The 15,672-nt window shown below is 61.1% G+C and carries 10 protein-coding genes; all 10 read left to right on the plus strand.

The features are described from left to right. Positions 1-2 precede the first annotated feature (2 nt). The 10 genes from tssC to ACP7A2_RS03100 all read left to right on the plus strand — a co-directional run bounded on the left by tssC (position 3) and on the right by ACP7A2_RS03100 (position 15,657). Complete coding sequence (tssC, locus tag ACP7A2_RS03055) at positions 3-1,499, plus strand: type VI secretion system contractile sheath large subunit (RefSeq protein WP_426133024.1); 1,497 nt, start codon at positions 3-5, stop codon at positions 1,497-1,499. 171 nt (positions 1,500-1,670) lie between these two features. Beyond that, a complete protein-coding gene (locus ACP7A2_RS03060; RefSeq protein ID WP_048723567.1) occupies positions 1,671-2,159 on the plus strand; it encodes an Hcp family type VI secretion system effector in 489 nt (162 codons plus the stop codon). 78 nt (positions 2,160-2,237) lie between these two features. Then, entirely contained in the window at positions 2,238-2,753 is a 516-nt protein-coding gene (gene tssE, locus ACP7A2_RS03065) for a type VI secretion system baseplate subunit TssE (RefSeq protein WP_426133025.1), read from the plus strand. Further along, positions 2,750-4,606: a type VI secretion system baseplate subunit TssF gene (gene tssF, locus ACP7A2_RS03070; protein WP_426133026.1), complete on the plus strand. Its 1,857-nt coding sequence runs from the start codon at positions 2,750-2,752 to the stop codon at positions 4,604-4,606. Before tssE ends, tssF begins: the two co-directional genes overlap by 4 nt. Continuing rightward, entirely contained in the window at positions 4,570-5,613 is a 1,044-nt protein-coding gene (tssG, locus tag ACP7A2_RS03075; protein ID WP_426133027.1) for a type VI secretion system baseplate subunit TssG, read from the plus strand. The genes tssF and tssG overlap by 37 nt, the downstream gene beginning before the upstream one ends. Beyond that, positions 5,606-8,269 (plus strand): type VI secretion system ATPase TssH, encoded by a 2,664-nt coding sequence (tssH, locus tag ACP7A2_RS03080; RefSeq protein WP_426133028.1) that lies wholly within the window; start codon positions 5,606-5,608, stop codon positions 8,267-8,269. The genes tssG and tssH overlap by 8 nt, the downstream gene beginning before the upstream one ends. 187 nt (positions 8,270-8,456) lie before the next feature. After that, positions 8,457-10,397, plus strand: coding sequence for a type VI secretion system Vgr family protein (locus tag ACP7A2_RS03085; protein WP_426133029.1), 1,941 nt, complete (start codon positions 8,457-8,459; stop codon positions 10,395-10,397). A 15-nt stretch (positions 10,398-10,412) separates the two neighbouring features. Further along, positions 10,413-10,847, plus strand: coding sequence for a DcrB-related protein (locus ACP7A2_RS03090; RefSeq protein WP_348055419.1), 435 nt, complete (start codon positions 10,413-10,415; stop codon positions 10,845-10,847). 12 nt (positions 10,848-10,859) lie between these two features. Continuing rightward, entirely contained in the window at positions 10,860-15,194 is a 4,335-nt protein-coding gene (locus ACP7A2_RS03095) for an RHS repeat-associated core domain-containing protein (protein WP_426133030.1), read from the plus strand. After that, positions 15,181-15,657, plus strand: a complete 477-nt coding sequence (locus ACP7A2_RS03100) for a hypothetical protein (RefSeq protein WP_375065619.1) — start codon at positions 15,181-15,183, stop codon at positions 15,655-15,657. The genes ACP7A2_RS03095 and ACP7A2_RS03100 overlap by 14 nt, the downstream gene beginning before the upstream one ends. The last annotated feature ends 15 nt before the right edge of the window (positions 15,658-15,672 follow it).

The raw sequence follows: 15,672 nt of genomic DNA on the forward strand, positions 1-15,672 counted from the left end.
TCATGACCGACACTACCGCCCGCGAAGGCTCCCAGATCCTGGGCGCTACCGAAGAAGCCAGCGAGTTTGCCAACCTGCTGCTGCAAGAGTTCAAACCCAAGACCGAGCGTGCCCGCGAAGCCGTCGAGACCGCCGTGCGCACCCTGGCCGAACAAGCCCTGGCGCAAACCGACCTGGTCTCGAATGACGCGATCAAGTCGATCGAATCGATCATCGCCGCCATCGACGCCAAGCTGACCGCTCAGGTCAACCAGATCATCCACCATCAGGATTTCCAGCAGCTGGAAAGCGCCTGGCGTGGCTTGCATTACCTGGTCAACAACACCGAGAGCGATGAGCAGCTGAAGATTCGCGTGCTCAACATCTCCAAGCCGGAACTGCACAAGACCCTGAAGAAATTCAAGGGCACGGCGTGGGACCAGAGCCCGATCTTCAAGAAGATGTACGAAGAAGAATACGGCCAGTTCGGCGGCGAACCGTACGGCTGCCTGGTAGGCGACTACTACTTCGACCAGTCGCCTCCCGACGTGGAACTGCTGGGCGAGCTGTCGAAAGTCTGCGCCGCCATGCACTCCCCCTTCATCGCTGCGGCCTCGCCGACCGTGATGGGCATGGGCTCGTGGCAGGAACTGTCGAACCCGCGCGACCTGACCAAAATCTTCACTACCCCGGAATACGCCGGCTGGCGCTCGCTGCGTGAATCGGAAGACTCGCGCTACATCGGCCTGACCATGCCGCGCTTCCTGGCGCGCCTGCCGTATGGCGCCAAGACCGACCCGGTGGAAGCCTTCGCCTTCGAAGAAAACACCGACGGCGCCGACAGCTCCAAGTACACCTGGGCCAACGCCGCGTACGCGATGGCGGTGAACATCAACCGTTCGTTCAAGCACTACGGCTGGTGCTCGCGCATCCGTGGCATTGAGTCCGGCGGCGAAGTGGAAAACCTGCCGGCCCATACGTTCCCGACCGATGACGGTGGCGTGGACATGAAGTGCCCGACTGAAATCGCCATCAGCGACCGCCGTGAAGCGGAACTGGCGAAGAACGGCTTCATGCCGCTGCTGCACAAGAAAAACACCGACTTCGCCGCGTTCATCGGCGCTCAGTCGCTGCAAAAACCGGCCGAGTACGATGACCCGGACGCCACCGCCAACGCCAACCTGGCCGCGCGCTTGCCGTACCTGTTCGCCACCTGCCGTTTCGCCCACTACTTGAAGTGCATCGTGCGCGACAAGATCGGTTCCTTCAAAGAGAAGGACGAGATGCAACGCTGGTTGCAGGACTGGATCCTCAACTACGTCGACGGCGACCCGGCCCACTCCACCGAAACCACCAAGGCCCAGCACCCGTTGGCCGCAGCCGAAGTGATCGTGGAAGAAGTCGAAGGCAACCCGGGTTACTACAACTCCAAGTTCTACCTGCGCCCGCACTACCAGCTCGAAGGGCTGACCGTGTCGCTGCGCCTGGTATCGAAGCTGCCTTCGGCGAAAAGCGCCTGAATAACGCTTGAACCGGCTCTTCTGTGGGAGCCGGGCTTGCCCGCGATGCAGGCAACGCGGTCTGCCAGTCAGACTGCGGGGATGCAATCGCAGGCAAGCCAGCTCCCACAGAAAAGCACTGCCCATTGGGCTTAAACAAATATCGTGGCTGAGTCCACACAGGGAGAAAACATGGCTGTTGATATTTTCATCAAGATCGGCGACATCAAGGGCGAGTCCATGGACAAGGCCCACAAGGACGAAATCGACGTATTGAACTGGAGCTGGGGCATGGCCCAGTCCGGCAACATGCACGTGGGCGGTGGCGGCGGCGCGGGCAAGGTGAATATCCAGGACCTGTCGCTGACCAAGTACGTCGACAAGGCCTCGCCGAACCTGATGATGCACTGCGCCAGCGGCAAGCACATCGACAAGGTCAAACTGACCGTGCGCAAGGCCGGTGGTGAAAGCCAGGTTGAATACATGGTGATCAACCTGGAAGAAGTGCTGGTCACGTCGCTGAGCACTGGCGGTTCGGGCAGCGATGATCGTCTGACCGAAAACGTCACCCTGAACTTCGCTCAGGTGATGGTCGACTACCAGCCACAGAAAGCCGACGGCACCAAAGACGGCGGCCCGATCAAGTTCGGCTGGAACATCCGCTCCAACACCAAACGCTGATAGCCCTGGTGGCCGTGGCTTTGCGCCACGGCCACAGGCACTTTGTTCTTCTCGCAACCCGTCCGTGGAGCTGCTTTGGTGGTAACTGAAATCGCTTCCCGCGACCGTCTGCAACCGTCCCTCCTGGACCGGTTGACCGATGACGACCCAACCAACCCCAAGGAAAGCGCCGATAAACGCGTGCTGTCCCTGACCCAATTAAAAGCCTCGGTGCTGCGCGAACTGGCGTGGTTGCTCAACACCACGTCGTTACTGGATGCCGATGCCACGCTGCATACCCCGGCTGGTACCTCGGTGGTCAATTACGGCCTGCCGGCGCTGGCGGGCAACAGCATCTCCAGCGTGGATATCAAGGCGCTGGAAGCCCTGATCTACCAGGCAATCGCCACCTTCGAGCCGCGTATTCTGCGCCACACACTGCGCGTCAAAGCCCGCGTCGGCCATGGTGAAATGAACCACAACGCCCTGAGTTTTGAGATCGAAGGCGACCTGTGGGCGCAGCCGGTACCGTTGCGCCTGCTGCTGCAAACCGACCTTGATCTGGAATCCGGCCATGTGCGCGTGGTCAGCGCCGACCAGCGGAGACGCCCATGAACCCGCGCCTGCTGGAGCTGTATAACCAGGAACTGCACCACGTGCGCGAAAGCGCCGCCGAGTTCGCCAAGGAATACCCGAAGATCGCCAGTCGGCTGACCCTGTCCGGAATGGACTGCGCCGACCCCTACGTCGAACGTTTGCTCGAAGGTTTTGCTTACCTGACGGCCCGCGTGCAACTCAAGCTCGACGCCGAGTACCCGACCTTCACCCATAACCTGCTGGAAATCGCCTACCCGCACTACCTCGCGCCGACGCCGTCGATGACCGTGGTGCAGTTGCAAACCGACCCGGATGAAGGCTCGCTGGCCAGCGGTTTCCCCCTGCCCCGCGACACCGTGTTGCGCGCCGCCCTGGGCCGCGAAACCCAGACCTGCTGCGAGTACCGCACCGCGCACCCGGTGACGTTGTGGCCGTTGCAGGTCAGCAATGCCGAGTACTTCGGCAACCCCGCCGCCGTGCTGGGCCGTCTTGCCGCCAGTGAACCCAAAGCCAAGGCCGGCCTGCGCCTGACCTTGCGCACCGGCGCCGAATTGCCGTTCAGCAGCCTCGATCTGGACAGCCTGCCGCTGTACCTCAGCGGCGCCGATGAACAACCGTTTCGCCTTTACGAACAACTGCTCGGCAACGCCTGCGCGGTGTTTGCACGCAAGCCAGGTGGCGACTGGGTTGAGCGCCTGCCGCCAGACGCGCTGCGCTCGCGCGGTTTTGACGATGTCGACGCCGCCATGCCGGTGGTGGCCCGCGCCTTCCAGGGCTATCGCTTGTTGCAGGAATACTTCGCCCTGCCCCATCGCTTTTTGTTCGTGGAGTTCGCCGAACTGAGCCGAGCGGTCAAGCGCTGCGACGGCCAGGAGCTGGAGTTGATCGTGCTGTTCGACCGTCACGAGCCAAGCCTGGAAGGCAGCGTCGGCGCCGCGCAGTTCATGCCGTTCTGCACGCCGGCGATCAACCTGTTCCCCAAGCGGGTGGACCGTATTCACCTGTCCGATCGGGTCAACGAACACCACGTGATCGCCGACCGCACCCGACCGATGGATTTCGAGATCCACTCGCTGAGCGGCATCACCGGCCACGGCACCGGGCCGGAGCAGCCTTTCGTGCCGTTCTATGCCGTGCGCGACCCGTCGCGCTATGGCCGCGATCAGGCGTATTACACCGTGCGCCGCGAACCCCGCGTGCTGTCCAGCGACCAGCGCCGTAACGGCCCGCGCTCCACCTATGTGGGCAGCGAAACCTTCGTCAGCCTGGTGGACAGTCGGCAGGCGCCGTACGGCCATGACTTGCGCCAACTTGGCGTCACCGCGCTGTGCACCAACCGTGATTTGCCGCTGTTCATGAGCGTGGGCAACGGCAAGACTGATTTCACCCTGGCCGACAGCGCCCCGGTGTTGTCTGTGCGCTGCGTCGCCGGCCCGAGCCGCCCCCGCGCCAGCCATGCCCACGACGCCAAGGCGTGGCGCCTGATCAGCCAGTTGTCGCTCAACTACCTGTCGCTGAGCGAGCAAGGCCAGGGCGCCGCCTTGCGGGAACTGCTGCGCCTTTACGGCGACACCAACGACGCCGCCCTGCAATTGCAAATAGAAGGCCTGCGTGACGTCAGCAGCAAAGCGGTGACGCGGCGCCTGCCGATGCCCGGCCCGATTGTGTTTGGCCGTGGCCTGGAAATCACCCTGGAATTTGATGAAAACGCGTTTCGCGGCACCGGCGTGTTCCTGCTCGGTGCGGTGCTGGAGCGCTTCCTGGCACGCTACGTGTCGATCAACAGTTTTACCGAGACGGTGATCCGTACCACCGAACGCGGCGAGATCATGCGATGGAAAGCCAAGCCCGGACGTCGTCCGACCCTGTGAGTACCCTGGATGCGATGCACCAGGAGCCCTGGGAATACGATTTCTTCCAGGCGCTGCGGCGTATCGAGTGCGAATCGCCAGCGCTGCCGCGACTGGGCCATTCCTTGCGCCTGGCAGACGACCCGCTGCGCCTCGGCCAACAGGCCGATTGCACATTCGCCCCGGCCACACTGGCGTCGGTCGACCCTGGCAGTGACGGCAAACCCGCGCGCCTGGAGCAGTTTTTCTTCGGCCTCGGCGGCCCCAACGGCCCGCTGCCGCTGCACATCACCGAGTACGTGCGCGAGCGTCAGCGCAACAACGCCGACAGCACCAGCAAGCAGTTCCTCGACGTGTTCCACCACCGCCTGCTGAGCCTGTTTTACCGGGCGTGGGCCGAAGCGCGGCCGACGGTCAGCCACGACCGACCAGACGATGATTACTGGTCCGCCCGCCTCGCCGCGCTGAGTGGCCGGGGCATGCCGAGCTTGCTTAATCAGGGGCTGATTCCCGACACGGCAAAGCTGCATTACAGCGGCCACCTGTCGGCGCAAACCCGCTACCCGGACGGTTTAAAAGCAATTCTCGGCGAGTACTTCGGCCTGCCGGTGGAGATCGAGGAATACGTCGGCCAATGGCTGGAACTGCCCGAGCGCAGCCGCGTGAGTGTCAGCGCGAACCAGCTGGGCGTGGACTTTTGCCTGGGCAGCCATGTGTGGGACCGCCAGCATAAATTCCGCATCCGCCTGGGCCCGCTCAAGCTGGATGACTACATGGGCATGCTCCCCGGCCATCAGCCGTTCAATGAGCTGGTGGCGTGGGTAGCCGAGTACCTGGGCCATGAACTGGACTGGGACCTGAACCTGATTCTGCAACAACCCGAAGTACCGGCGCTGCAACTCAACGGCAGCTTCCGCCTGGGCTTCAACACCTGGCTCGGCAAGCCCGAGCGAGACGCCAACGACCTAATCCTGGCCCGGCATTACGCCGACCACGCCACCACCTCAAGGAATCCAGAGCATGGGTGAAATCAGTCGCGCCGCACTGTTCGGCAAACTCAACAGCGTGGCCTACAAAGCCATCGAAGCCGCCACCGTGTTCTGCAAACTGCGGGGCAACCCATACGTGGAACTGGCCCACTGGTTTCACCAGTTGCTGCAACTGCAGGATTCGGACCTGCACCGCATCATCCGTCAGTTCAACGTGGAACCGGCGCGCCTGGCCCGCGACCTGACCGAAGCGCTGGACCGCCTGCCGCGCGGCTCGACGTCGATTACTGACCTGTCGTCCCATGTGGAAGAAGCCGTGGAACGCGGTTGGGTGTATGGCAGCCTGATGTTCGGCGAAAGCCAGGTGCGCACCGGCTACCTGGTGCTGGGTATTTTGAAGACGCCAAGCCTGCGCCACGCGCTGCTGAATCTGTCGTCGGAATTCGACAAAATCAAGGCCGAAGCCTTGAGCGAACGGTTTGACGAGTACGTCGGCGATTCGCCGGAAAATGCGCTCAGCGCCAGCGACGGTTTTAATGCCGGCGCCGTGCCGGGTGAAGCCAGCGGCGCTATGGCGCCGAGTGCGATGGGCAAGCAGGAAGCCCTCAAGCGCTTCACCGTGGACCTCACCGAACAGGCACGCAGCGGCAAGCTCGACACGATTGTTGGCCGCGATGAAGAAATCCGCCAACTGGTGGACATCCTCATGCGCCGTCGCCAGAACAACCCGATCCTTACCGGCGAAGCGGGCGTGGGTAAAACCGCTGTGGTCGAAGGTTTCGCCCTGCGCATCGTTGCTGGCGACGTGCCGCCCGCGCTGAAAGACGTGGAACTGCGCAGCCTCGACGTGGGCCTGCTGCAAGCCGGCGCGAGCATGAAAGGCGAGTTCGAACAGCGCCTGCGCCAGGTGATCGAAGACGTCCAGGCCTCGCCCAAGCCGATCATTTTGTTTATCGACGAAGCCCACACGTTGGTAGGTGCCGGTGGCGCCGCCGGGACTGGCGATGCCGCCAACTTGCTCAAACCTGCGCTGGCGCGCGGCACTTTGCGCACCGTGGCCGCGACCACCTGGGCCGAGTACAAAAAGCACATCGAGAAAGACCCGGCCCTGACCCGTCGTTTCCAGGTGGTACAGGTGGCCGAGCCGTCCGAAGACAAGGCGCTGCTGATGATGCGCGGCGTGGCCTCTACCATGGAAAAACACCATCAGGTGCAGATCCTCGACGAAGCCCTCGAAGCCTCGGTGAAGCTGTCGCACCGTTACATCCCGGCGCGTCAGCTGCCGGACAAATCCGTGAGCCTGCTCGACACCGCGTGCGCCCGCGTCGCCATCAGCCTGCACGCCGTGCCCGCCGAAGTGGACGACAGCCGCCGTCGCATCGAAGCCCTGGAAACCGAGCTGCAAATTATTGCCCGCGAGCATGCCATCGGCATTGCGATTGGTGCGCGCCAAACCAACAGCGAAGCCTTGCTGAGTGCCGAGCGCGAGCGCCTGGCTACCCTGGAAAGCCGGTGGGCCGAAGAAAAAACACTGGTGGATGAACTGCTTGCCACCCGTGCCACCTTGCGTGAAAAAGCCGGCGTGGTGGACAGCGGCAACGATGAGTTGCGTGCCCAGTTGGTCGACCTGCAACAGCGCCTCACCACCCTGCAAGGCGAAACCCCGCTGATCCTGCCGACCGTGGACTACCAGGCGGTGGCCTCGGTGGTCGCCGACTGGACCGGCATTCCGGTGGGCCGCATGGCGCGCAACGAGCTGGAGACGGTGCTCAACCTCGATCAGCACCTGAAAAAACGCATCATCGGCCAGGACCACGCCTTGCAGATGATCGCCAAGCGCATCCAGACTTCTCGCGCTGGCCTTGACAACCCGAGCAAGCCAATTGGCGTGTTCATGCTGGCCGGCACCTCCGGCGTGGGCAAGACCGAAACCGCCCTGGCCCTGGCCGAAGCCATGTACGGCGGCGAGCAGAACGTCATCACGATCAACATGAGCGAGTTCCAGGAAGCCCACACGGTGTCCACACTCAAGGGCGCGCCACCGGGCTATATCGGCTACGGCGAAGGTGGCGTACTGACCGAAGCGGTGCGGCGCAAACCCTACAGCGTGGTGCTGCTGGACGAGGTGGAAAAAGCCCACCCGGACGTGCATGAAATCTTCTTCCAGGTGTTCGACAAGGGCGTGATGGAAGACGGCGAAGGCCGGGTGATCGACTTCAAAAATACCCTGATCCTGCTGACCACCAACGCCGGCACCGAGCTGATTTCGCGCGTGTGCAAAGACCCGGCGAACGTGCCCGAGCCGGAAGAAATTGCCAAGGCCCTGCGCCAGCCGCTGCTGGAGATTTTCCCGCCAGCCTTGCTGGGGCGCCTGGTGACCATTCCGTACTACCCGCTGAGCGATGAGATGCTCAAGGCGATCACTCGCCTGCAACTGGGCCGCATCAAGAAGCGCGTGGAGACTACGCACAAAGTGGAGTTCGACTACGACGACGCGGTGGTCGATCTGATTGTCTCGCGCTGCACCGAAACCGAAAGTGGCGGGCGCATGATCGACACCATCCTCACCAACAGCCTGCTGCCGGACATGAGCCGTGAATTCCTCACGCGCATGCTTGAAGGCAAGGCGCTGGCGGGGGTGCGGATCAGCAGTCGGGATAATGAATTGCACTACGACTTCAGCGACGCCGAATAACTATTGTTGGAATGCGGTCAGTGTGGAAGCCGGCTTGTGTGGGAGCTGGCTTGCCTGCGATAGCATCACCTCAGTGTGACTGACACACCGAGGTGCCTGCATCGCGGGCAAGCCCGGCTCCCACACAAGCCCGCTCCCACATTTGGAGCCGGTTCCTACAGTTATTACGCAATTTACGGGTTAACCGATGCTATTCAACCAAGCCTCACGCCTGGCCAAAATCACCAGCCCCCTCGGGCCGGATGTGCTGTTGCTCAATGAAATGGGCGGCGGCGAAGAGCTGGGTAGGCCGTTCAACTATGAGCTGCAACTGACCTCGCTCGACGCCAACATTGACCTCAATCAATTGCTCGGCAAACCGATGAGCGTGGCCGTGCAGTTGGCGGACGGCGGTGAACGGTATTTCCACGGCCTCGTCGCACGCTGTAGCCAGAACATTGATCAGGGCCAGTTCGCCAGTTACCAGGTTACGTTGCGCCCGTGGTTATGGCTGCTGAGCCGCACCTCCGACTGCCGGATTTTCCAGAACCTCAGCATCCCGCAGATCATCAAGCAGGTGTTTCGTGACCTCGGTTTCTCCGATTTCGAAGACGCCCTGAGCCGGCCGTATCGCGAGTGGGAATACTGCGTGCAGTACCGCGAGACCAGCTTCGAATTCGTCAGCCGCTTGATGGAGCAGGAAGGCATTTACTACTTCTTCCGTCACGAGCAGGACCGCCATGTGTTGGTGCTGGCCGACGCCTACGGCGCGCACACCACGGTGCCGGGCTACGCGTCGGTCCCGTATTACCCCAAGGACGAGCAACAACGCGAACGCGACCACATGCATAACTGGCACCTGGCGCAGGAAGTGCAGCCGGGCTCGCTGGAGCTCAACGACTACGACTTCCAGCGCCCCAGCGCCAGCATCGATGTGCGCTCGGCGATGCCGCGCCCGCACACCGCGGGCGACTACCCGCTGTACGACTACCCCGGCACCTACGTGCAAAGTGCCGACGGCGAACACTACGCGCGCACGCGCATCGAAGCCCTGCAAACCCTGCATGAGCAGATCGAGTTCAGCGGCAATGCACGCGGCTTGGGCTCCGGGCATTTGTTCAGCCTCACCGGTTTCAGCCGCCAGGACCAGAACCGCGAATACCTGATCGTCGGCACCCGCTACTACATCGTCCAGGAAAGCCTGGAAAGCGGCGGCGGCTCGGGTTCGGCGCAGTTCGAAAGCAGCCTCACCTGCATCGATGCCCAGCAAAGTTTCCGCCCCTTGGCCAACACCCATCGACCCATTGTCAAAGGCCCGCAAACCGCGCTGGTGGTCGGCCCCAAAGGCGAGGAAATCTGGACCGACCAATACGGCCGCGTGAAGGTGCACTTTCATTGGGACCGTCACGATCAATCCAACGAAAACAGCTCGTGCTGGATTCGCGTGTCGCAAGCCTGGGCCGGGAAAAACTGGGGCTCGATGCAGATTCCACGCATCGGCCAGGAAGTGATTGTGAGCTTTCTGGAAGGCGACCCCGACCGGCCGATCATCACCGGGCGCGTGTACAACGCCGAGCAGACCGTGCCCTACGACCTGCCGGAAAACGCTACCCAGAGCGGCATGAAAAGCCGATCAAGCAAGGGCGGTACGCCGGCCAACTTCAATGAAATCCGCATGGAGGACAAGAAGGGGCTGGAGCAGTTGTATATCCACGCTGAGCGCAATCAGGACATTGTGGTGGAGGTGGATGAAAGCCACTCCGTCGGGCATGACCGTAACAAGAGCATTGGGCACAACGAGACGGTGACCATCGGTAATAACCGCCTGCGCATCGTTAAACAGGAAGACATCCTCTCGGTGGGCCAGAGGAAGACCGACAGCATCAGCCAGAGCTACGTCATCGAAGTGGGTGAGAACCTGCGCCTGGTCTGCGGTGAAAGCATCCTGGAGTTGAATGCCAGCGGGCAGATCAACCTCACCGGCGTGCAAATCAGCTTCTATGCCAGTGGAGATGCCGAGTTCAACACCGGCGGCGTGTTGCACCTGAACAACGGCGGCGGCCCCGGTGCGACACCCGATGGCCAAGGCGTGAAAGCCAGTATCGATGCGAATATCAACGCCGCGTTCCCCGCGCCTAAAAGCTCCTGACGAGACCTGTTTGCCATGACGTACCGAATCAATGAATTCCAGTTTCAACTGCCCGCCAGTGAGTTGCAGGACGCGACGATCAATATCCTCAAGTTTCCTGAATTGGGTACTTCCTTGATCGTCAGCCGCAGCCTGCTCGCGGAGGGCGAAACCTTGCACAGCAACTTCAACGATCAGCTCCAGCGCCTGGAAAAACAGGTGCAGGATTTGCGCTGCCAACCGAGCGTGAGCGTGCGTTTAGGCGCGGCTCAGGAAGTGGAAGGCATTGAACTGCGCAGCCAGTTCAACAAGGGCAATGACAAGGTGTTCCAGTATCAGATGGCCCTGGTGATACCGGGTACGCGCAAGATGCTAGCGCTGAGTTACGTGAAGGCGGAAAAACTCGGGGATGCCGAGGCTGCGCACTGGGCCTTGATCAAAAACTCGCTGTCGTTCGACGCCATTTCCTGATGAGCCGCCTGCATGTCTGACGCTTTATGGGCCGCCCGCATGGGCGATGCGCTCTCCCACACCTCGATGATGGCGGACATCCTCGGCGGTGTGCTGGAAGTGGCAGCCAATATCGCGATCACGGCCGTGGCGACCGCCGCTGTCGTCGCCGCTACCGGGATTACCGTCGCAACCGGCGGGCTGGGCTGTTTCCTGCTGGGCGCAGTGGTGGGCACGATTGTCGGCCTGGCCATGAGCAAGACCGGGGCGGACAAGGGACTGACGAAGTTATGCGATGCCTTCAGCAACGCCCTTTTTCCGCCCACGGTACAGGCGAACATTCTCACGGGCTCCACCGACACCCTCACCAACAACATCCCCGCCGCCCGCGCCGCCGGGGCGATCAGTTCCCACGTCGCGCCGGCCGGTACCGAGCTGGAAGAGCCTGCACCGGCGCCCGAAGCCAGCTATTTGGACATGGCCGAGAGTTTCTTCTCGCAGATGTGGCGTCCGACCGTCGCGACACCGGCGCCCGGCGCCGTGCCCAAACCACTGGACCTAGTGGTGTGCATGAAGCACCCGCCGATGCCGCCGCAGTTTCTGGCCGAGGGCTCGGACAAGGTCACCATCAACGGCCAGCCGGCGGTGCGCAGTGGTGATCGCAGCACCTGTGATGCGACCGTGGTGTCGTCCGGCTTGATTTCGTCCAACGTGACCATCGGCGGCGGCTCGGTGGTGGTGCGCGAGATTCGCAGCGGCAAGACGCCGGGCGTCGGGCTGGCAGTGACGGCGTTGTTGATGCTCAAGGGCGGCAAGGGCAAGTTCTTCAGCAAGTTGCCGTGCATGCTCATCGGCGGCGCCACTTCGATGGCCGTCAGCAGTGCGATGGGGGCGATGGCGAATGCTGCCATGGGCTCGTCGAATCCGGTGCATGCAGCGACGGGCGCAAAGGTTTTGGGCGATATCGATGAGCTGGATTTCGTGCTCCCCGGCATCTTGCCGATTGACTGGCAACGTTTCTATAACAGCCGTGACGAACGCACCGGCAGTCTGTTTGGCGCGGGCTGGAGCGTGCCGTATGAGGTCTGCGTCGAAGTCCGGCCCCATCCCGACGGCGGCGATACGCTGGTCTACACCGACGAGCAAGGGCGCCCTATCGACATGGGCTCGATTCCCTTGGGCGGCGCGGTATTCAGCGCCGGTGAAGGGCTCGCCGTGCGGCGGCACCTCAATGGGCAGTTGCTGATTGAGAGCGATGACGGCCTGTATCGCTTGCTTGAACCCTCCGCCAACCCGTCGCTGCTGCGCCTTACTCAATTGGGCGACCGAAACGACAACCGCATCTATATCGATTATGACGAAGCCGGGCACATGGTGCGGCTACGCGACACATTCGACTTGGTGCAGGTTGAGTTGGTCCGTGATCAGGGTCAGTTGGCGCGCATCGAACGTCTGTACCCTGATCAGCACCGAGAGGTGCTGGTCAGCTATGGCTTCGACGCACAGGGCAACCTGGCTGAAGTGCGCGATGCGACGGGCCAGGTTCAGCGTCGTTTTGCCTACGACAGCGGTCACAGGATGGTGGAGCATCAACTGCCGACCGGGCTTTGTTGCTTCTACGAATGGTCTTTGGTTGAAGGTTTGGAATGGCGCGTGGTCCGGCACTGGACCGATGAGGGCGACGCTTACCAGTTCGACTATGACTTGCAGGCCGGTATCACCCGTATTGCAGACGGCTTGCAACGCGTTAGTACCCGGCATTGGAACACCCAACACCAGATCATTCGGTACAGCGACAACCTTGACCACACCTGGCTGTTCGAATGGAACGACGAGCGCCAGTTGCTCAGCGCCATCGACCCGCTGGGCGGGCGCTTTGAATACAGCTACGACGAGGCCGGCAACCTGATCGGCGAAACCGACCCGCTGGGCCGCAGTGATTCGACCTTGTGGCTGGAACATTGGGCATTGCCGCTGGTGGAAACCGACGCTGCCGACAACAGTTGGCAGTACCGCTACGACCCACGCGGTAATTGCATCGCCGAGACCGATCCGCTGGGCTATATCACCCGCTATCGCTATGACGCCCACGGCCAGCCAGTAGAAATCATCGATGCCACTGGCAAAAGCAAACAACTGCGCTGGAACCCGTTTGGGCAGTTGGTCGAGCATATCGATTGCTCGGGCTACCCGACGCGTTTCAGCTACGACGAGCGCGGTTATCTGCAGACCATTACCGATGCGCTGGGTGAACGCACGCAATTCAGCTACGACGCCCAGGGCCGCTTGCTCAGCAGCCAATTACCGGATGGGCGCACCGAGCAGTATCAGCGCGACGCCAGCGGGCAGTTGGTGGGCTACACCGACCCCGCCGGGCACACCACGCTCTACCAACACAACCGGCGAGGCCAGGTACGCCAGCGCACCGATGCCCACGGTCGGCAGGTGCAGTTTGGCTACGACAGCTACGGGCGACTGCAAGCGCTGATCAACGAGAACGGTGAAAGCTATCGGTTCGCATGGGACGCCGGGGATCGGCTGATCGAGCAGCAAGACCTCGACGGCAGTGCCAAGCGCTACGACTACGACTTGCTCGACAACATCACGGCGGTGACTGCGCTTGCGGCGCCTTATGGCAAAGGTTTGGCGGTGGTGCCCGAGACGCCACCCGCGCCCATCGTTCATCGGCTGGAGCGCGATGCCGTTGGCCGACTGGTTGCAAAAACCACCGACGATGGTCGAACCGAGTACAGCTACGACGCGGTGGACCAACTCACCGCCGTCACCTTTACCGACCTGCAAGGCAATGCGCAGGCCCTGGGCTTCGCCTACGACGCCCTCGGCCAGTTGCTCGTTGAACAAAGCGCCACCGGCAACCTGCAGCACCACTACGACGAACTCGGCAACCTGATCCAGACCCAACTGCCGGACGGCCGCTGGCTCAACCGTCTGTACTACGGCAGCGGCCACCTGCACCAGATCAACCTCGACGGCCAGGTCATCAGCGACTTCGAACGCGACCGCCTGCACCGCGAAGTGCTGCGCACTCAAGGCCAGCTCAGCACCCGCAGCGAATACGACCGCAGCGGCCGTCTGCGCTCACGCCAGCGCCGACTTAACAGTCAGCCCTCGCTGATGCCCGCAGCGGCGCAAAAACAGTTCGAATACGACCCCGCCGACAACCTGATCGGCAAACTCGACCAGCAACCCGCAGCGCAACACCGCCAACTGCTGCATTACGACGCCACCGGCCGCATCATCGCCAGCCAGGACAGCCTGCACGGCCAGCGTGAAACCTTCGCCTACGACGCCGCTGCCAACCTGCTGGATGGCCCGCAGGCGGGTGCCGGGTTGGTGGTACATAACAAGCTGGTGACCTATCAGGACAAGCGTTATCGCTACGATGCGTTTGGACGGATGATTGAAAAGCGCAGCGCCAAGCGTGGGTTGCAACGTTTTGCCTACGATGCCGAAAGTCGACTGATCGAAGTGCGTAATGAAAACGGCAGCGTGGTCAGGATGACCTATGACCCGCTGGGTCGACGCATCGAGAAAACTGAGCGCGGCAACGATGGTTATCCGCTGGGAAAAGCTCGATTCACCTGGGACGGACTGCGGTTGTTGCAAGAACATAAACACAGCCAGACCAGCCTTTATGTTTATGAAGACGACAGCGGCTACGAGCCTCTGGCCCGTGTCGACGGCAGCGGCCCGCTGCAAAAAATTCGTTACTACCACAACGATCTGAATGGGCTGCCAGAACAGCTGACCGAGGCCGATGGACACAACGTCTGGCAGGCAACTTATCGGGTGTGGGGCAACACGCTGGAGGAGGTGCGTGAGCCTTACTACATTGAAGAGCAGAATTTGCGGTTTCAGGGACAGTATCTGGACCGGGAGACGGGGCTGCATTTCAATACGTTCAGGTTTTATGATCCGGATGTGGGGCGGTTTACGACGCCGGATCCGATTGGGTTGGATGGCGGTTTCAACCTCTACCAGTACTCGCCTAACCCCTTAACATGGATCGATCCATGGGGCCTGAAGACCTGTTATCACAAGAGAACGAAGAGTGAGATCAAAAAAATTCGCGCCAACTTCGATAAGAAAGGCGGCGCCAAAGAGAAATACATGAAGAAATTGGCCAAAGACCCCAAATCACTTCTGAAATATGGTCCGGCCGGGGTAGATAGAATGAAAAAAGGCCAAGTTCCAGAGGGATTTGACGTGCATCATAAAAAGCCAATATTCAGGGGCGGCAATAATCGCCAAAGTAACCTTGAACTCATGGACAAGTCCTACCACAAAGCAAATAGCAAGGCCCTGCATTGGTATCCTGAAGGGGAAAATCCGTATGGACTCAATTAATAACGCCCGCTGCCAGCTCTGCAAAGAAACATTTGAGCTGGACGCGAAGCAGAAACAATTCATTGCGCCACTCGTTGCAAAGGGCCAGCGCTTTATCATGATCGAGTGCCCTTCCTGCGGCTCTTCAACCCAATATGTGAAAGCTGAGCAACCCTTAGTAACAGCACTGCGGGCTGCCAATTACCGTTGTCCGATTAGCCAATGCGCTGGCTGGGTTGATCTGACTGATGAGCAATCCCCGCCCTTCTGGGGATGTGGTGAATGCGGCAGTGTTTGGTACGAAGAAAAAAATCTGCAAAAAGAAATTACAGCCATCATCAGCTCATTTCCGTACAGAGCCGGGAGCTACAAGAAGCTGAACGGCGAATGGATTCCAAGTGATTTAAATTCAGAACCTAAGGATTACGAAGAGCTCGTGGCGAAAGAACCGGCAGACGAGCATGATGAGTTGGTTAGAGGATAAAGCTGAGGCGTAAAA

The sequence above is a fragment of the Pseudomonas sp. PWP3-1b2 genome (assembly GCF_049896045.1).
Lineage (GTDB): Bacteria > Pseudomonadota > Gammaproteobacteria > Pseudomonadales > Pseudomonadaceae > Aquipseudomonas > Aquipseudomonas antarctica_B.

Excerpts from the sequence above, each read along its gene's own strand:
- ACP7A2_RS03090 (WP_348055419.1), top strand. The coding sequence starts at position 10,413 with ATGACGTACCGAATCAATGAATTCCAGTTTCAACTGCCCGCCAGTGAG.
- tssG (WP_426133027.1), top strand. The coding sequence starts at position 4,570 with ATGGAAAGCCAAGCCCGGACGTCGTCCGACCCTGTGAGTACCCTGGAT.
- tssF (WP_426133026.1), top strand. The coding sequence starts at position 2,750 with ATGAACCCGCGCCTGCTGGAGCTGTATAACCAGGAACTGCACCACGTG.
- tssH (WP_426133028.1), top strand. The coding sequence starts at position 5,606 with ATGGGTGAAATCAGTCGCGCCGCACTGTTCGGCAAACTCAACAGCGTG.
- ACP7A2_RS03060 (WP_048723567.1), top strand. The coding sequence starts at position 1,671 with ATGGCTGTTGATATTTTCATCAAGATCGGCGACATCAAGGGCGAGTCC.
- ACP7A2_RS03095 (WP_426133030.1), top strand. The coding sequence starts at position 10,860 with ATGTCTGACGCTTTATGGGCCGCCCGCATGGGCGATGCGCTCTCCCAC.
- ACP7A2_RS03100 (WP_375065619.1), top strand. The coding sequence starts at position 15,181 with ATGGACTCAATTAATAACGCCCGCTGCCAGCTCTGCAAAGAAACATTT.
- tssC (WP_426133024.1), top strand. The coding sequence starts at position 3 with ATGACCGACACTACCGCCCGCGAAGGCTCCCAGATCCTGGGCGCTACC.
- ACP7A2_RS03085 (WP_426133029.1), top strand. The coding sequence starts at position 8,457 with ATGCTATTCAACCAAGCCTCACGCCTGGCCAAAATCACCAGCCCCCTC.